Genomic DNA, 18,200 nt, shown 5'->3' on the forward strand with positions numbered 1-18,200 from the left:
GCGGGGAGGAATAGGCTTTGTTTGAAAAATTAAGCCAAATTTTAATACCTATTGCCGGTAAACTGAACAATAACCGCTATCTTACTGTACTGCGTGATGCATTTATGTTGTCATTTCCATTAACGGTTTTTGGCTCCATAATTGTCGTTATTATTAATCTGCCGTTTCTAAAAGGGTGGATGGGCGAGAGCAATTTGACTGCTTTTCAAAATCTGCTGAATATTGCGCCTAATGCAACACTGAATATCATGACCATGTTCGTGGTCGTCGGGATCGGGTATTATCTATCCCGAAGTTATAAGGTAGAGCCGATATTTGGCGGCATGATCGCTTTGGCCAGCTTCCTGATGCTGACTCCGTTCGTGCTGACTCAAGAGAGTGGCGCTACGATTGCAGGTGTTATTCCGGTCGACCGGATTGGGGCCAAAGGCATGTTCCTCGGGATGATCGTCGCTTTTATCGCGGCTGAGATTTACCGAAAGGTGACGCAGAAGAAGATTGTTATTAAAATGCCACCAGGGGTTCCGCCAGCGGTTGCCAAGTCTTTTGCTGCGTTGCTTCCTGCGTGTATTACGCTGGGCATATTTTTAATCATCAACGTAGTGGTCACTTTGACGCTTCACAATAATCTGCATGACTTGATTTATCATGCCGTTCAGGCACCGCTGGTGCATTTGGGCAGTGGCATTATCCCTACATTGATTGCAGTTTTCTTTGTTCAGCTTTTATGGTTCTTCGGGCTACATGGTCAAATTATTATCAACTCGGTCATGGACCCGATCTGGAATACGCTGGCACTGGAAAACTATGAAGCGTACTCCAAAGGTTTGGAGCTGCCGCATATTATCACTAAGCAGTTTGTGGATATTTATACAGTAGGTATCGGTGGTACAGGTATGACCCTGGCCGTGGTACTTTCGATTCTGTTCTTCCTTAAGAGCAAGCAAATGAAGCAGGTCAGTAAGCTGGCCCTTGGACCGGGCTTGTTCAATGTTAACGAACCCGTCATATTCGGTCTACCGATTGTGATGAATCCGCTGATTTTTGTTCCTTGGGTGATTTCACCCATGATCGTTACGCTGATTACTTACTTTGCCATGTCTACCGGAATTGTGCCTCCACCTAATGGGATACAGGTTCCTTGGACGATGCCATTGTTCTTTAGCGGAATGATGGGTACGGGTTCCCTGGCGGGTGGACTGCTGCAACTGTTTAATATGGCTGTCGTCTTTGTCATCTGGTTCCCATTCCTGAAAATTATCGACCGGGTGAACGTTCGTAAAGAGCAGGAAGAGGAGCTTAGCCAAGCAGCCATTGCAGGTAAGGATCAAACTGTTGGAATGTAACGTGAATGAGCTGCTGGATTAGCAGCTTGTTCATTGGAAAAGAGAGAGGAGTAGAGCTGTGAATCATACCGAAATGAAAGATACAGAGAAGCAAACCGTTTCATACCTTTTTCCATCCGACTTCTGGTGGGGTTCCTCAGCTTCGGCTACCCAGACAGAAGGAACCGTGGAGGGAGACGGCAAAGGACCGAACATATGGGATTATTGGTTTGAGCAGGAGCCGAACCGTTTCTATGACGGGGTCGGTCCTGCGGATACGTCCCGTTTCTATACCCGTTACAAAGAAGATATTGCACTCATGAAAGAGCTTGGTCACAACTCTTTCCGGTTCTCCATTTCCTGGTCGCGTCTGTTTCCGGCGGGAAGAGGTGCGATAAACCAGCAGGCGGTTCAATTCTATAATGCCGTCATTGAAGAATTGCGTCAGGCCGATATTGAGCCGTTCGTGAATCTGTATCATTTTGATTTGCCGATGGCTTTACAGGAAAAGGGGGGCTGGGTGAACCGGGATACGGTCGAAGCATATGTGGATTATGCCAATACCTGCTTCGAGCTGTTCGGGGATCGTGTAGCCAAATGGTTTACGCATAACGAGCCAATTGTCCCGGTGGAAGGCGGCTATCTGTACGATTTCCACTATCCGAATGAAGTGGATTTCGGCAAAGCTGTACAGGTGGGATATCATACCCTGTTATCGAGCGCCAGTGCCATTCAGGCATACAGAAAGGGAGGCTACAAGGGAAAAATCGGCATTATTTTGAACCTGACGCCAACCTATCCGCGTAGTCAGCATCCGGCAGACGTGCGGGCCGCTGAGATATGCGATGCGTTCTTTAACCGTTCCTTTTTAGACCCATCTGTGACGGGAGAATTTAATCCTTTGCTCGTGGAGCTGCTGCGCCAAGAGGAATTTTTACCAATGACGGAAGAAGGGGATCGGGAGATTATACGTCAGGGCACTGTGGACCTGCTGGGCATTAACTATTATCAGCCACGCAGAGTCAAGGCCCGCGAAAGTCTGCCGAACCCGGACGCGCCTTTTGTGCCAGAACGTTACTTTGATTATTATGTGATGCCAGGTCGCAAGATGAATGAGATGCGGGGCTGGGAGATCTATGAGAAGGGCATTTACGATATCTTGACCAATGTCAGACAGAATTACGGAAATATTGAATGCTTTATCTCGGAAAACGGGATGGGCGTTCAGGGTGAGGAAAAATTCAGGGATGAACAGGGTATGATCCGCGATGACTATCGCATTGATTTTATCCGTGAGCATCTAAAATGGGTTCAACGGGCGATCTCGGAGGGCTCCAATGTGAAAGGCTATCACCTGTGGACGTTTATGGACAACTGGTCCTGGTCGAACGCCTATAAAAACCGCTATGGCTTTGTATCTGTCGACCTGCAGGACGGAGGTAAACGATCCGTTAAACAAAGTGGGCACTGGTTCAAGCAGGTGATCGAAAATAACGGATTTTAAGGTGGTCCTCTGGACCGCCTTTTTTTCTTCATCACCGAAAATGGACTATGCCGTATGCCGCTGGTGAGAAAGTGTAATGTTCGGTATACTTACTTATACCGTAATACCTTAACGTCCCGCCTGCAGAACAAAATGAACCAGCGATACCGATGTTTTGGTAAAATGCTGACATAAAACAATTTTTAGTACAGGTGGTAGACTGATGAATAAATACGAGCGGATTGCGCAAGAAGTCAAACAGCGGATTATGGATAAAACCTATAGCGGTGATGATCCGATCCCCGATGAAATCTCGCTGGCAAATGAGTTTCAGGTGAGTCGGATGACGATTAAGAGGGCATTGGATACGTTGGTGATGGAAGGACTGTTGAATCGTAAAAGAGGGCACGGGACCTTTATCGTCAAATCGGTTCACAATGGTCCTGTTAACGTCGTCGTGAATGAAATGCTGGGCTTAACCAACGTCCTGCGCGGGAAAGAAATCAAAAATAAAATCGTAGCCTTTGACGTTCAATTTCCATCCGAGGAAGTAGCGGCTCATCTATTTATTGATGCCAATTCTCCTGTATATCACCTCATCCGTCTGCGTGTTGTAGAGGGCGAGCCCTATGTTATCGAGCGCACGTACATGCCCACGAAGCTGATTAGCGGTATTACCGAGCAGGTGCTGTATGGCTCGGTGTACAAACATATTAAGGAGGAGCTGGGCCTTAATATTGTCGGTTCACATCGTACAATCCGTGCGTCCAAGTCGACAGAACTGGATCGGGAGCATTTGGACTGTGCAGCGGATGATCCAATCTTGGAAATTGAGCAGGTGGGATATCTGGATACGGGTATTCCGTTTGAATACTCTTTCTCACGACATCGGTACGACAAATTTGTGTTTACCACGGTGAACCGGATGCGTTGAGCGAGTGAGTATGAAGCGGATGGTAAAGCAAACATGGCAGTAGAAGCCTCCTTTATGTGGGTGCTTCCTGCCATGTTCTTTTTAATGAAGTGAATTAAATTAATTACCAAGCAATCTTACTTCATGCACGGTCGGTGTATACCAGTTGTTCGGGTTATTAAACAGCACCGCATTGACGAGATTAATCCGGACGTAGCGTGCTTGAAAGTTAACCTTATCACTGGTAAATCCATACGTAGTATTACTGGTACGGTCAATCGTGGAATAGTTAGTTCCATCGGTGCTATATTCAATTTTATACTTATAATACGCCTCAGACCCTTTGTACATAAACCAGGAAGTATCCACTTCGCTGATGGTCCGGGCAGCCTTCCATGTGATCGCCGTACTTATAGTAGGTGGAGCCTGCTTCAAAATATTGCCGTTGGTCCCCTGAATCCAAATAGTAAATAAAATCAGGAATATTTAATAGATGGAACGTATCACTGATCATTGGCTTAGACCGCAAACAATAACGTTCATTAATTATTGAGGTTGAAAGGTTTTACTGGAGAAGTGATTAAAAAACCTTGTTCAGGCTTTGTCCCTACTTAACAGAACCCGTTCTTATATCATTATAGTATGCAAAAAATATATATATTGAATAAAAACAAGGAAGAGGTATATTAAGGACGTAATTATAAAAAAATGGGAGGTTTCACATGAGTAAAAAATTGGTTAGAAAAATTGCGTTAGGTACAGCAGGAGCTATTTTGGCCACAACAGTTTTACCGTCGCTCTCCTTTGCTTCTCAGTCTCCAAGCAGTTCCGCTATTGAAGCAAACGTAATTTCCAATGCTAATGAAGTTCCTGTAAAGCAGTACGTTGACGTATTACAGCCTTATGTCCATACTAACAAACAGGATGGTACTCTCTACATAGACCCCACTTATAAGCAAAACGTACAAGTCCCTGAAGCGGTAATTGAATCCATTAATGCATGGTTTAATGTTGTGAATGAGGACATTAAATCGGGAGATGCAATAGTTAATAGTAACTTGGAGGTAGTTTACACAGGCAATAATCCTTCCAATGTAAAACCACAAGTTGTAAAAGGAGGGGTAAATGACTTTCGGACTTTTTGGTGGGGGTATGAATTGTGGATGGACCATGGCACGGTTCAGGAAGTTTCAAATGCTATGGCGATCGGTGCATCTATTACCAAACTAGTGGAAATTATTTTGAAGAGAGTGCCTGGTATTCCGGGTAAATTATTGCCTATATTGGTTGAAATTTCAACTTGGATACAAGGAACTGGTTATGTGTTTCTTAGAACAACCGACAATGGAAATGGAGTTTATATTACATTTGCTTATCCCGTTCATCCAACAAGAATTGACCCTCAGTATTAAAAAAATTAAAGGAGCTTGTATTAATACAAGCTCCTTTTTTTATTTATTTTTTAAAAAATAAAAAAAGAGAAATAATGGGTTGAAGAAGAATTACGCCGAATAATATGGTTGGAATTGAAGTATCGGCTGATAAAATATCAAACATGTACATAACGAAAACAATAAAAATATAAGCTATGGAAACTAAATAGGAGAAATAACCAGCTTTGAATATATCATCATTAAATTCCTTGCTTTTTAAAAACAAGTTTATTAAATCCGTTATAACTCCTAAAAAGAAGAGCAGGCTTAGAAAAATTAGATTTTGAAAGTAGAAGAGCACAGCAAATGATCCCGAGATGACAAGAATGATGAAGTGTAGTACATTTTTTTTAATCAATTCATCCCTCCTTTCGGAATTTCAAACCATTATATCCCAACAATAGACTATATGAATGATAAAATCAATAATTTCATGTTTTTTCAATAAATTAATTATTAAAACCATATATTTCAAATTTACATTATAAGCTGATTAGCGGTATTACCGAGCAGGTGCTGTATGGCTCGGTGTACAAACATATTAAGGAGGAGCTGGGCCTTAATATTGTCGGTTCACATCGTACAATCCGTGCGTCCAAGTCGACAGAACTGGATCGGGAGCATTTGGACTGTGCAGCGGATGATCCAATCTTGGAAATTGAGCAGGTGGGATATCTGGATACGGGTATTCCGTTTGAATACTCTTTCTCACGACATCGGTACGACAAATTTGTGTTTACCACAGTGAACCGGATGCGTTGATAAGTAAAGAATAAAAGAATAAGCATAAGGATTCGAGCTACAGATCTCGGATCCTTATGCTTTCTTTTGGTTAACTATTTAGGGGAAAAGGAGACGTTCTATTTTTTACAATAAGAAATAAAATTTTCTAACCATTGTATGATTCCAGTCTCGCGTAAAATAGCACCATCTAATACAAGATAATCGCCAAAGTTATCACTATCAAGAGGAGGAATAGTTTCATAGCGTTCTTTATTTTTGCGTAAATGTTCCAGCCTATCTTGATGTTGAAGCAGCTGATGTTCCAACAGATCTAATCGGGTTGTTACATCCAGATGATTAGAAAAATACATTCTCAGCCTAAACACATCTTTGGGAGTCGGTTCAATAGGCTCTGCTTTTTTTAACCATTGTAAAAAATCTTCTTTGCCTTCCTCCGTAATCGAATACAATTTTTTTTCTAAAATCTCTCCGCTAATTTGGATTTCGTAGACGATAAGTCCCTCATTAAGCAGCTTTTTTAATTCTGGATAGATCTGACTGTGCTTTGCAGTCCAAAATTCGCCTAAATCTCTACTGAATTCTTTACCGATATCATAACCAGTCATAGGTTCTTTATTTAACAAGCCTAGGATGGCATATTTTAAAGTTCTCATAAGGCTCTCTTCCTTATACATATTCGTCGTTTATTGGTTAAAAGGATTTTGCAAAATTCGATTCCAATCGCTCCAAGGTACAATATATAGACGAATAAAATCATTTCGATCTATATATTCCTGATTACACAACGCTTTGTGGATTTTTGCAAAATCCTCGGTTAAGTATAACATATTTGGCGAGTCCAGAATAAGATTGATACATATATTCAAAAACACGTTCGACAAATCATATAAATACATACATGTTTCTGTTGATATATTCGAAAGTGCGTGTTAATATTAATTCGAAATATGTGAATGATTTCACAATACAACAACGAGGGAGAAGAAGATCTTAGTGGAACTTACAAAAAAGAGATGGATTATTCTGATTGCAAGCTGCTTTATTAATCTGTGTATTGGATCAATTTACGCGTGGAGTGTATTTTCTGCCCCAATGGCAGAATATTTGAGTAGCGTAACAGGACTTAGTTTAACACCGGGGAATTTGGCTATAGCATTTACGATTACAAATTCGGTAGGTCCTATCACGATGATTTCAGGTGGCTGGATTAATGATCGGTTCGGGCCCAAGAAAGTGATCTTTGTAGGGGGCTTGCTGTTTGGAGGCGGTATGATTTTATCAGGATTTGCAACATCTGTAGGTTACCTGGTATTGGCTTACGGTATCGTACTCGGCCTAGGAACGGGAATGGTTTACGGATGTACAATTAGCAACTCTATTAAGTTTTTCCCTGACAAAAGAGGATTAGTTGGCGGTATAACAACGGCTGCTTATGGAATAAGCTCAGTTATTATACCTCCTATTGCCAATAGTTTAATCAGTAGGTCTGGTGTGACATCAGCATTCATTATCATCGGTATAGCATTTCTTATTATTGTATGTGCTGCTTCTTTCTTCATTGAGAAATGTCCATCTGATTTTGTCCCTGCAGGATGGACACCCAAGACTGTAAATGTTGGCCGTTCTATTCAGAACGACAAAGACTGGAAAGGCATGCTCTCAAGCCCTCTGTTTTATATCATGATCTTGTTATTAATGTGTGGTGCTTTTGCCGGACTCATGTGTACATCACAAGCTTCTCCTATAGCTCAGAAAATGATTGGTATGTCTGCGGCAGCCGCTACGACAGTTGTTTCCGTATTGGCATTGTTTAACACGGGCGGACGAATCGTTGCAGGCTATATTTCGGACAAAATCGGTCGAATCAATACCCTGGCATTTTCTTCTGTCTTTTCGGTCATAGGACTCACATTGCTTTATTTTTCAGGCGAAGGTAGTGTGTTGACATTCTATATTGGTATTTCAGTTATTGGTTTATGCTTTGGTGCACTGATGGGGGTATTTCCTGGATTTACTGCCGATCAGTTTGGTGTGAGAAATAATAGTGTGAATTATGGAATTATGTTTATTGGATTTGCAACAGCAGGATACTTTGGCCCATCCATTATGAGTCATGTTTACAGCACAGACAGTAGCTATCAGAGAGCTTTTGTCATTGCGGCCGTACTTGGCATAACAGGACTTGTTCTAACATTTGTATATAAGTTGGCTGCCCGAAAAAATCAGAAGATGGCTGTGGATAAGAATTAGAAAGCTATCCATTAAACGTAAGAAAGCAAATAAATACAGATAAGGAGAATGAAATCATGCAAAGAAAATATCCAAACCTATGTAAACCAATCACGATTGGAAATGTGACTTTCAGAAATAGAATGTTTGGCTCTCCTATGGGAGGTACAGATATTACAGCTGACTGCACTATTGGACCGAAATCTACAGCTTTTTATGAATTAAGAGCCAAAGGCGGTGCTGCGTCAGTCACGGTCAGTGAAGTTGTAGTTCATCCCGAAACGGAAGCTTCCCATATGTACCATCTGGATCTGGGGACAGTAGATTCTCTTGCTAGTTTTACCTATACTGCAGACGCTATTCGCCGTCACGGGGCAATTGCCAGTGTGGAATTGTCTCATTCTGGACAGTATGCAGGAACTTATTTGACTGACAAAAATAAGAAACAAGGACTTGCTCAGTGGGGACCCAGCCCCGGAGTACGCCCGGACGGCAGAGAAGTAAAGGAACTTTCGCAAGAACTAATTGATGATATCGTAGCAGCTTATGGTAGATGTGCTGGACTTGCCAAGAGAGCAGGTTATGAAATGATTATGGTTCATGGCGGACATGGATGGTTGATTAATCAGTTTTTTTCTCCTTATTTCAACCGCAGAACAGACAAGTATGGCGGATCTTTGGAAAACAGGGTGCGTTTTGCACAGGAGGTTTTGGACAGTGTCCGTGAAGCGGTGGGTTCTGGCTTCCCAATCGAGTTTAGAATGAGTGGTTCGGAGTTATTTGAAGGCGGCTATGACCTGACAGAAGGTATAGAAATTGCTAAATTAATCGAATCAAGAGTCGATTTGCTCCATGTATCTGCTGGAACTTATCAGACAGGCTTTGGTATCACACATCCTTCGATGTTCTTGCCTCATGGAAGTAACGTTTATCTTGCAGCAGAGATTAAGAAGCATGTAAGTGTTCCGGTTGCGACGGTCGGCGGATTAAATGACCCAGCTCAAATGGAAGAAATCATTGCCAGCGGCCAGGCGGATGTTGTTGAAATGGCTCGCGCACTGCTGGCTGATCCAGAGCTTCCAAAAAAGGTGATGAGTAACCGCGACGAGGACATTATTAAATGTCTGAGATGCTTCACCTGTATGGCTGAACGTGCAGAAACCTCCACAAGACGCTGTACGGTTAACCCATTAATTGGTCGTGAAATGGATGGAACAGAAATATATCCTTCCCCTAATCCACGTAAGGTTCTAGTAGCCGGCGGAGGCCCAGGCGGACTTTATGCAGCTCTTACTGCAGCTAAACGGGGACATAAAGTCATTCTATGTGAGAAGTCTGACGAGATAGGTGGTATCTTGAGGGGAGAACAGGCGATTCCTTTTAAATATGAGATGTATGAGTTAGGTGTTACTCTCGGAAAACTGGCCAAAGACGCTGGCGTTGAGATTCGCTTGAATACACCTGTTACTAAAGAGTATGCGGAGAAAGAAAATGTGGATGCGTTAATTATAGCGGTTGGTTCCGCACCGCTTGTTCCTCCGATTCCTGGATTGAATGGTGATAACGTAGTTATTGTGAATAACTACTACCTGGAGAAGGACAAAGTCAGCGATAGCGTAGTCGTATTGGGAGGCGGTCTGGCAGGCTGTGAAGCAGCCATTCACTTTGCCCAGGAAGGTAAGACTGTTCATCTGGTAGAGATGAGAGCAGAGCTGGCTCCAGATGCTAATATTAGACATCGTCCCATTATGCTAAAAGAAATCGAAAAGAATAACATTCAAGTTCATTTAGGATTTAAAGGGCTATGTGTTACAAAAGAAGGTGTTGTTTGCGCTGATTCAAATGGTGAAGAACATCTTGTTCCAGGTACTTCAGTCATTTGTGCGCTTGGACAACGAGCAAGAAGAAACGTAGTAGATGAGTTAATGGATTGTGCACCTTATGTTTCACAAATCGGAGATTGTGTGAAGGCATCTACGATTACGACTGCAATCTATCAAGGATATCATGCAGCGCTTGATATCTAATGATCTGCGACTCACTATCACCACCTGGCCTGGGACGCTTCTGGAAGTTTAAGAGAAGCACTCGAACATAGCGGTTCAACACAAATCGCACAACTCCTGCAAATGAGTACAACATTGTGCAAGAGTTGTGCGATATTTTTTTAGGTTTAAGCAATATTCCAGATGCGAAAGTTAGTTACCAAGCAGTCTGACTTCATGCACCGTCGGGGTATACCAGTTGTTCGGGTTATTAAATAACACCGCATTGACGAGATTCATTCGTACATAGCGTGCCTGGAAGTTAACCTTGTCGCTGGTAAAACCATACGAAGTATTACCAGTGCGGTCAATCGTGGAATAGTTAACTCCATCCACGCTGTATTCAATTTTATATTTATAATACGCCTCAGATCCTTTGTACATAAACCAGGAAATATCCACTTCGCTGATTGTCTTCGTGCTGCCCAGATCAACCTGCCACCAAGCGGGCCAGGATGCAGATGCAGCCTTCCACGAGGTTTGGGCGTTGCCGTCATTCGCCAGCGAAGCCGGAGAGCCGGATGCGACTGAGTTAGCAGTCGCCGTTTTGCCTTGCGCGTGATTCACAAGCGAAGGCAGAATCACGTTGCCTGTCGCGGCATCCAGATCCCAACTGCTGTACCAGTTCAGCGTTGCCGTTTTGCTGGAGTCATTCAGGATCAGCGGTAGCCATATAAACTTGTGGTCGCTCAGATTGAGCGGATTCCAACGGTCGCCCATATAGATGTAGCTGGTTCCTGCGCTGCCTGTAATGGTGGCGATGGAGTGAATCTGCGAGCCGTAGGCTGCCGGGTCACCGAAGGGCGAAAGCGCAGACCAGCTTCCCGTCATGGAGCTGGCGGTTGCATAAGCACCCTGATTCGGATACCAGCCGGATGCCTGCGAGGTAAACAGGTAGTAGGTGTTGTTCTTTTTCACAACAGCAGGGGCTTCACGGTAGCCATTCTCGAAAATCCAACCCACAAACGATTGCACGCCCGTATAATCGTCGGTCAGCTTGAAGATTGCCATCGTATCGTTGGCGCCGCCATTTTTACGGGAAGCTGTAATGAGGTAGCCACTACCGTCGGTATCCGTGAATACGGTCATATCGCGGGATTCATAATTCAGCGGGCGGAAGCTGCCTTGGTAGGCAAAAGTCCCGTCTGGTGTATCGCTGGTAGCGACAGCTACGCGACCCAGCGAATAATCGGTGCCATTTTCATAATGCGCCCATAGCACATATTTCCCGGTTGTTTGGTTGTAAATGACTTTGGGACGCTCGATTTTGCTGGAATTCAGCTCAGGGGCGGAATCTTTGGTGAGAATACTGCTGCGGAAGGACCAATTTTTCAGATCGGTTGAGGTATATACGTTCACTTTTTCAAATTTCCAGTTCTCGGCATGCTCGCCGTACCAATAATAAGTGGCGCCTACTTTTAGAATATTGCCGCTGTTGGCCTGAATCGGATTACCTGCGGTATCCTTCCAATCCGTTCCGTTTGTAATAGCTGTGCTTGCTGCTGCGTTCAGCGATAGTGCTGCATCAGCATGAATGGTATCCAAACCATTCAGCGCTTCGACTCCATAGGTTGCATGGGTCACACCTGTCGTATCGGCATGCACTGCATTCGGTTGAAGCCCTGTACCGACCACTGCAAGTATGATGCATATCCATGCGCCCAGCCATTTGCTGTTGTTGATCCACTTCACGATATCATCTGCCTCCCTTAATACGGATAGAATGGGCCAGTATGGCTTGTCCGGCACCTCACCTTAGATTTTATCTTAATTGGAAGCGTTTACAAGTGGAATAAATTGAAGTTTTTAGAATGGTGAAACCTTAAAGGGGAACATCGGCCAGCTCAGGCCGAAAGGCGTTCTCCTTTTGTCTACTTGCGGAAAGGTCATTGCTTATATTCTGAAACGTTTATGATTGTGCGTTTTGTCATTGACACGTTCGCAAATTATTTCAAATTTAAAGTGACTGCAATCACATAAACAGTTACTTTATGTGGGTATACTGGGCTGTAAATGGAGGGTTAACAATGGGGTATATATGTTGGAACACCCTTTGTTCATCTTATTTTGGAGAGAAGAGGGATACAAAGATGCTGAGTGAGCAAACCATTGCAACGATAAAATCGACTGTACCTGTTTTGGAGGTTCATGGAACTACGATCACCAAGCGCTTTTACCAAATGATGTTCGAGGCTCATCCCGAGCTGCTGAATATATTCAATCACGCTAACCAGAAGCAAGGACGTCAGCAAGGGGCGCTGGCCAATGCTGTATATGCGGCTGCACAGCACATTGATCGTCTGGAGGAAATCCTTCCGGTGGTGCGGCAGATTGCACACAAGCATCGCAGTTTGGGAATTAAGCCTGAGCATTATCCTATCGTCGGAAAATATCTGCTCGCTGCGATCAAGGACGTGTTGGGGGATGCGGCTACAGACGAGATCATCGCCGCATGGGCCGAGGCCTATGGTGTGATCGCTAATGCATTTATAGACGTGGAAGCTGAAATGTACAAGGAGGCGGAACAGCAGCAGGGAGGCTGGTCAGACTTTAAGAGCTTTCTTGTGCAGAAAAAGGTCAAGGAAAGCGATCAAATTACGTCCTTTTATCTGGTGCCGCAGGATGGACAGGTGCTGCCTGCATTCGAGCCTGGGCAATACATCGGCCTACAGATGCGGATTCCGGGTGAACATAATACCCACATCCGTCAATACAGCCTTTCGGATGCACCGGGCCAACCTCACTACCGGATATCCGTAAAGCGCGAGGATGCCGTAGGGTCCCGTCCGTCGGGTAAAGTATCCGTGTATCTGCATGAGCAGGTGCAGGCGGGAGATGTACTACAGGTATCTGCACCGGCTGGCGATTTTACGCTGGATCGAACAGATCGCAGACCTGTCGTGCTGATCAGCGGTGGGGTCGGGCTAACCCCGATGGTCAGCATGCTGGCTTCCTTGGTGGAGTCTGCTCCGGATCGGCCCATCACCTTTGTCCACGCAGCAGTCAACGGGGATAACCATGCTCTGCGTAATGAGGTGGAAAAGCTGGTCGCCACACATGCACAGGCCGCAGTTCGGTGGTGTTATAGCAGACCAACCGAGCAGGATCGGCTGGCACAGGCTTTTCACAAGGAAGGCCGTTTGGATCTGGCCTGGTTGCAATCCGTGATACCGGAACGCAATGCGCAGTATTACTTTTGCGGCCCTGAGGGATTCATGCAATCGGTGTATGCTCTTTTGAAGGAGTGGAATATCCCTGCTTCGGATATCCACTATGAATTTTTTGGCCCTGCCAGAGCGTGGGAAGCCGAAGCGCAGTGAGAAGTTTAAAAAGGCGAAGGATAGTTTCCTTCGCCTTTGTTGATCATCACGTTTGGAGTTTATTTAATGCTGCTCGTGTTACATAAATGTCGGTAATCCTCAGATTGTTCCGTCCTGACCGGGAGGTCGCAGAAATGCTGCACGATGTGGCATATACTGGCGTAAAGCCTCCGGAATACGGATCGATCCGTCCTCTTGCTGATGATTCTCTAGCAGCGGAATCAAAATACGGGGTGAAGCAACTGCCGTATTGTTGAGCGTGTAGGCATATTGCAGCTTGCCGTTCGCATCCCGGTAGCGGATGTTGGAACGCCGCGCCTGAAAATCAAGCAATTGGGACGACGAATGCGTCTCGCCATAAGCCTGTCGGCTGGGCATCCATGTCTCAATATCCACCTGCTTGTAGGTTTTTTGCGACATGTCGCCTGTGCAGACGGCCATTTTGCGATAAGGCAGCTCCAGTTGTTGAAGCAGGTCTTCCGCATTGCGCGTAATTTCCTGAAACATCTGCTCCGAAGCGTCCAGACTGGCTTCGCAAATCACTACCTGCTCGACCTTGGCGAACTGGTGCACACGATACAGTCCGTGCACATCTCTTCCGGCCGAGCCGACCTCATTACGGAAGCATACCGATACGGCCGCCAACCGGATGGGGTCCGTAACGTCCACGATTTCACCGCTGTAATACGAGACAAGCGGAACCTCCGAGGTACCGACGAGCCATTGATCCTCTCCTGCGATACGGTACGTCTGATCCACCCCGAGCGGGAAGAAGCCAGTGCTGTGCATCGCCTCGGCGCGTACCATCAGCGGAACGTCCAGCAGTTGAAAGCCCCGTTCAGTCAGCAGGTCCACAGCAAGTTGCTGTACTGCCCGGTGCAACGTGACTCCGGCTCCTGTCAGGTAGTAGTTCCGGGTTCCGGCTGTTTTGACGCCGCGGGGAACGTCGATCAGGCTGTGAAGCTGACCGAGCGCCATATGATCGCGTGGCTCAAATCCCAAATCGGGAACCGTACCGACCCGCTCCAGTTCTACATTATCCTCATCCGATCTGCCCCGTGGTGTATCTGGCGAAACGATATTAGGAACCAGAAGCATGAGCTGTTGAAACTGCTCCTCCACTTCTCGCTGCGGGGCTTCCAGACGGTCTAACTGTCTGTTAATTTCTTTGACCCGCCGCTTGTTTTCTTCCACCTGATCGCTCTTCCCGGCATGAATCAGTGCACCAATATCCTGACTACATTGATTCCGCGTTTGACGGAGTTGCTCCACTTCCTGAAGCAACTGCTTTCTCCGGTTATCCAGGGTGAGCAGCTCTGCAACCGAGACCTGTATTCCTTTTCCATTTGCTGCTGCCTGAACCTGTTCCTGATGTTCTCTGATCCACTTGATATCCAACATGACACCGCACTCCTTTTCGGATAGAAATACAAAAAGCGCCCTCATCCACATGGGACGAGGAGCGCTCTGATCTCGCGGTGCCACCCAAATTGACCGGACAGCATGACAGATGTCATGACTCTCCAATCCACTTTGCTCCGCTATAACGGGCGGGTGTCCGGTTTACTTAGGAATACAAGTTCATATCGTACACTCATGTATGTTCCTTGGCGTAAACGCCTCCGAGTTGGATGCTCTTCACGGGCGTAATGTCGTTTGCTTTTTTGTTAGTATACGGATTTTTGGCAGGTTAATCAAGCTACAACAGCTTTTTAAGCTGCGATATACGGCCTTGTGACACGCCAAGCCATTGTGCATATTCGCCCTGCTTGGCATGGGGATGTTCATGTACCATTTTTCTTAGACGCTCGACTAATCGTTGTGATGATTGGTTGACTCTCTTTCCTTTGTACGCAGGTTTCTTAACCATCGGAGCAGGAGTGCGACTAACGCCTATATTGCCTTTTAGCTCTTGTATACATTTTTTACATAAAAGTGAATTTCTAAAATAGGTCAGATCTTCGACAGCATTACATAGGTTACAGGCGACCCCGATATACTTTCGCATACTTAAAAAACCCGTTTCAATATCCATATAAAATTCTAAAGGATCGCCAACATCGATACCCATAGACATCCGCATTTCTTTAGGAATAACGATTCGGCCTAACTGATCTAAAGATCGAGTCATACCTGTATTCTTCATATGATATCCTCCTTCTTCATCTGTCTTGGCAAAGCTCATTCCTCCAGTTGGACACTTGCCTGATCGAACACTTGTTGTATGAGCTGGCTTATGCGAGCTTCTGAGATACCCAACATGCCAGCATATTGCTGTTGTGTAGCATGTGGATGGCTTTCATATAGATCTAAAAGAAGCTGGGCCATGATCTCTTTGGGCTGAAAGGCTTGTACACGCATAGATACGGTCTTGAGCATATAGTTGCAATTTTTACATATGAGAAAGCCTTTGAAACCACTTAATTCTTCAGTAGAGAGACAAAAATGACAAGACTGCCCGTAGTATCTTTGTAGTAATAGCGTACCCGTCTTTTCATCTGCAAAAAATTCAATAGAATGACCGTGAAAAATATCGCATGTATATAGGATTTCCTTGGGAATGACCAAGCGCCCTGTAGGGTCTAAGTTTTTTGTCATTTTTACATGAGGCATTGCCAAAAGACCTCCTATTACCAAGATAAAAAGCAATAAAATAGAAGTATTTATTGTTATTCCAAAATGTGGTACCATCAGGAGTAGGTAAAACTTTTATCATATTATAAGTTTCCAAAATATATTTTTTAAAAAAATGTGTATCCTATTAAAGTTCACGCTGAAAGGGTGGTTTATTTATGGAAATCACACCCAAGATTAGAGCAGAATTAGAAAGATACCTAAAACAAGCAGGCTTGAGCATGACCGGGTTTGGACACATTGCTGGCATGAATCCGGGTACGGTGAGCGGTATTATAACAGGTAATCGTACCATTTCGGTGCACCAATTGGATCGCATTACGTTAGGAATGAATTTACCAGCAGACCATTTCTATGAAAGATATATTGAAGAAAGTGTGATAGATGCACCGCTGAACTGGAAAAGAATTAGCCCGTTCTTGTACCGCTGTGTGCAGTTTCAGCGCGTAGACTGTTTGCAAAAAGTAGTAAGTGTGCTGCTGGATGATCTGGGCTATCTTCCTTATCTCTTTGCATTAGCAGAGGATTGTTATAAACAAGATTATCGGGAAGCAGCGGCTTACCTATACGAGAACATCGCCGAGGGCGAAAAACAGCAGCATTCGGAACGACTTGCGATCTGCCACTATCGCTTGTTCACCCTTGCGATCGGAAAGGATCAGAATCGCAATATGGACGCCGCCGCCAAATTTGAATCGTTTGTCCATCGCTTGCATGAAGTCGACCAACTGGATGCGTTGAAGGATTTAGCGAATGTGTACAGAGCATTGAGCCAGTGGGACAAGGTATATAAGTATGCAAAGCAGATGGGACAGCTAGGGAGAATATACTATGACATGGTTCATAACTCTGGGCGCAAGGAAAAAGAACCACAAAAGAAGCTAAGTAGGCCGCTTTTTGTATACATAGCTTACGCCGAATTGATGTGTGCTAATGCCTGTGATGCGAAGGGGGACCATGAGCCAGCATTAGTACACCTTCAAGGCTATGCTGATTTAAGCTGGGTAAAGGAAAGTGACCCGGACACGCTCCATTGGTTAGGTCTATTTCAGCATTAGGCGAAAATTAATACTTATGTGAACAAGCTGATGTCAGGAGATGTGAGTGTCCTGCCGAATTATGTAGAATATATGGCAGGCGAAAAATATATTTTCAACGAACTCTTAAACGTCATTGAAGCAGCCAATCGCTATCATATTGATGTGGATCATATCCTTCGGCGCTTTGAACCCCAAATTACGGCGTATCAGGAGCCGTCCCCTGCTGACATTAGGCAACAATATTTGCCACAGCAGTATGCACGGTTTTGGTACAAGATGGCCAAGTATAGCCTAAATAAAGGTAGATATTCATATGGTTTCAAATGTTTAATCGACGCTTTAGAAAAAGCTGGTACAATTAATCATGTACTACTTATTGCCAATTGTGCAGGTTTATTTGACTGCTTCAGGGTATATGCCGCTCCTGAAATATTGGCTCAGTTTCATTCTACTTACCAGGAGGTGTGGAAAGAAAATGATCAAAAAGATGGCTTTGCTCTTGGCAGCAGTTAGCTTTGTACTGGTACTGGTACTACCAGTTCAGGCTAAAGACCCTACCCTTGGCATATTCAAACCGCAAGAACACATTGGTTCAGCTTGACCGAGCACTATTTCATTACCATTGACCAGCCTAGCCGCTGGTCTTTTTTTTGTTATATTTTGTTGATTTTTGATTGCTAAAATAGCGATCCATATTTCCACATTCCAACCTAAAATGAGATACATTAGGAGGGAATGCGCTATGAATACAGATGAAACGTTAAATCAACAGTTGGAAGATGCCCGGCAACGATTGCATGATCTGTACAAACAGTATGGTTTCGGACATGCCTGTGTGCTTGAACAGTCTATGTTTTTGGATGAACTGATTAATCAGTACAACCGTATGTTTCAGACCAAGAAGCTGACCCAACTGATATAACCAAGCATCCTCATGCTTTCAGAGCCACATTACCTACACTGTTTTTCTTGCCTTAGCATGACGCCTGGTTTCGTTCAAGTAAATAAAACAGATGCTGTTTATGCAAAACTAT

At 44.5% G+C, this 18,200-nt stretch carries 13 protein-coding genes and 3 pseudogenes; 10 read left to right on the forward strand and 6 right to left on the reverse strand.

Annotated elements, in window-relative coordinates:
• Positions 1–17: 17 nt before the first annotated feature.
• From celB to QD47_RS00190, 3 genes are all read left to right on the forward strand, one after another.
• A complete protein-coding gene (gene celB / locus QD47_RS00180) occupies positions 18–1,346 on the forward strand; it encodes a PTS cellobiose transporter subunit IIC (protein ID WP_044644207.1) in 1,329 nt (442 codons plus the stop codon).
• A gap of 73 nt (positions 1,347–1,419) precedes the next feature.
• Entirely contained in the window at positions 1,420–2,829 is a 1,410-nt protein-coding gene (locus QD47_RS00185; RefSeq protein WP_044644418.1) for a glycoside hydrolase family 1 protein, read from the forward strand.
• 202 nt (positions 2,830–3,031) lie between these two features.
• On the forward strand, positions 3,032–3,742 hold the full coding sequence (locus QD47_RS00190) for a GntR family transcriptional regulator (protein WP_044644208.1): 711 nt from the start codon (positions 3,032–3,034) through the stop codon (positions 3,740–3,742).
• Between the two features lie 99 nt (positions 3,743–3,841).
• Here the strand turns inward: QD47_RS00190 and QD47_RS00195 are convergent.
• A pseudogene (locus QD47_RS00195) lies at positions 3,842–4,111 on the reverse strand (discoidin domain-containing protein); the annotation flags it as partial.
• Positions 4,112–4,443: 332 nt separating this feature from the next.
• Here QD47_RS00195 and QD47_RS00200 point away from each other — a divergent pair.
• Positions 4,444–5,133 (forward strand): hypothetical protein, encoded by a 690-nt coding sequence (locus QD47_RS00200; RefSeq protein ID WP_044644210.1) that lies wholly within the window; start codon positions 4,444–4,446, stop codon positions 5,131–5,133.
• Positions 5,134–5,640: 507 nt separating this feature from the next.
• Positions 5,641–5,916 (forward strand): annotated as a pseudogene (locus QD47_RS00210) (UTRA domain-containing protein); the annotation flags it as partial.
• A gap of 98 nt (positions 5,917–6,014) precedes the next feature.
• Here the strand turns inward: QD47_RS00210 and QD47_RS00215 are convergent.
• Entirely contained in the window at positions 6,015–6,551 is a 537-nt protein-coding gene (locus QD47_RS00215) for a PadR family transcriptional regulator (RefSeq protein WP_044644212.1), read from the reverse strand.
• Positions 6,552–6,891: 340 nt separating this feature from the next.
• Here QD47_RS00215 and QD47_RS00220 point away from each other — a divergent pair, with 340 nt between their 5' ends.
• Together QD47_RS00220 and QD47_RS00225 are read left to right on the forward strand one after the other, a co-directional pair.
• Positions 6,892–8,148, forward strand: coding sequence for an L-lactate MFS transporter (locus QD47_RS00220; RefSeq protein WP_044644213.1), 1,257 nt, complete (start codon positions 6,892–6,894; stop codon positions 8,146–8,148).
• A gap of 56 nt (positions 8,149–8,204) precedes the next feature.
• On the forward strand, positions 8,205–10,154 hold the full coding sequence (locus tag QD47_RS00225) for an oxidoreductase (RefSeq protein ID WP_044644214.1): 1,950 nt from the start codon (positions 8,205–8,207) through the stop codon (positions 10,152–10,154).
• Positions 10,155–10,325: 171 nt separating this feature from the next.
• On the opposite strand, the gene QD47_RS00230 is transcribed toward QD47_RS00225, so the two are convergent.
• A complete protein-coding gene (locus QD47_RS00230; protein WP_044644215.1) occupies positions 10,326–11,864 on the reverse strand; it encodes a family 43 glycosylhydrolase in 1,539 nt (512 codons plus the stop codon).
• A gap of 398 nt (positions 11,865–12,262) precedes the next feature.
• Here QD47_RS00230 and hmpA point away from each other — a divergent pair, with 398 nt between their 5' ends.
• Positions 12,263–13,492, forward strand: coding sequence for an NO-inducible flavohemoprotein (gene hmpA / locus QD47_RS00235; RefSeq protein ID WP_044644216.1), 1,230 nt, complete (start codon positions 12,263–12,265; stop codon positions 13,490–13,492).
• A 99-nt stretch (positions 13,493–13,591) separates the two neighbouring features.
• Here the strand turns inward: hmpA and serS are convergent, their stop codons facing one another.
• The 3 genes from serS to QD47_RS32345 all read right to left on the reverse strand — a co-directional run bounded on the left by serS (position 13,592) and on the right by QD47_RS32345 (position 16,105).
• Complete coding sequence (gene serS / locus QD47_RS00240) at positions 13,592–14,893, reverse strand: serine--tRNA ligase (RefSeq protein ID WP_044644217.1); 1,302 nt, start codon at positions 14,891–14,893, stop codon at positions 13,592–13,594.
• A 298-nt stretch (positions 14,894–15,191) separates the two neighbouring features.
• The gene (locus QD47_RS00245) at positions 15,192–15,638 is read right to left on the reverse strand and encodes an AbrB/MazE/SpoVT family DNA-binding domain-containing protein (protein ID WP_044644218.1); all 447 of its coding nucleotides are present in this window, start codon (positions 15,636–15,638) and stop codon (positions 15,192–15,194) included.
• Between the two features lie 35 nt (positions 15,639–15,673).
• On the reverse strand, positions 15,674–16,105 hold the full coding sequence (locus QD47_RS32345) for an AbrB/MazE/SpoVT family DNA-binding domain-containing protein (protein ID WP_200893371.1): 432 nt from the start codon (positions 16,103–16,105) through the stop codon (positions 15,674–15,676).
• A gap of 179 nt (positions 16,106–16,284) precedes the next feature.
• Here QD47_RS32345 and QD47_RS00255 point away from each other — a divergent pair.
• Positions 16,285–17,679, forward strand: a pseudogene (locus tag QD47_RS00255) (helix-turn-helix domain-containing protein).
• Positions 17,680–17,908: 229 nt separating this feature from the next.
• Entirely contained in the window at positions 17,909–18,088 is a 180-nt protein-coding gene (locus QD47_RS00260) for an aspartyl-phosphate phosphatase Spo0E family protein (protein WP_044644219.1), read from the forward strand.
• Positions 18,089–18,200: the final 112 nt, after the last annotated feature.

It is taken from the genome of Paenibacillus terrae, from assembly GCF_000943545.1.
Lineage (GTDB): Bacteria > Bacillota > Bacilli > Paenibacillales > Paenibacillaceae > Paenibacillus > Paenibacillus terrae_A.

Coding starts and splice junctions, on each gene's coding strand:
- QD47_RS00190 (WP_044644208.1), top strand. CDS start 3,032: ATGAATAAATACGAGCGGATTGCGCAAGAAGTCAAACAGCGGATTATG.
- QD47_RS00245 (WP_044644218.1), bottom strand. CDS start 15,638: ATGAAGAATACAGGTATGACTCGATCTTTAGATCAGTTAGGCCGAATC.
- QD47_RS00185 (WP_044644418.1), top strand. CDS start 1,420: ATGAAAGATACAGAGAAGCAAACCGTTTCATACCTTTTTCCATCCGAC.
- serS (WP_044644217.1), bottom strand. CDS start 14,893: ATGTTGGATATCAAGTGGATCAGAGAACATCAGGAACAGGTTCAGGCA.
- hmpA (WP_044644216.1), top strand. CDS start 12,263: ATGCTGAGTGAGCAAACCATTGCAACGATAAAATCGACTGTACCTGTT.
- QD47_RS00225 (WP_044644214.1), top strand. CDS start 8,205: ATGCAAAGAAAATATCCAAACCTATGTAAACCAATCACGATTGGAAAT.
- QD47_RS32345 (WP_200893371.1), bottom strand. CDS start 16,105: ATGCCTCATGTAAAAATGACAAAAAACTTAGACCCTACAGGGCGCTTG.
- QD47_RS00215 (WP_044644212.1), bottom strand. CDS start 6,551: ATGAGAACTTTAAAATATGCCATCCTAGGCTTGTTAAATAAAGAACCT.
- QD47_RS00260 (WP_044644219.1), top strand. CDS start 17,909: ATGAATACAGATGAAACGTTAAATCAACAGTTGGAAGATGCCCGGCAA.
- QD47_RS00200 (WP_044644210.1), top strand. CDS start 4,444: ATGAGTAAAAAATTGGTTAGAAAAATTGCGTTAGGTACAGCAGGAGCT.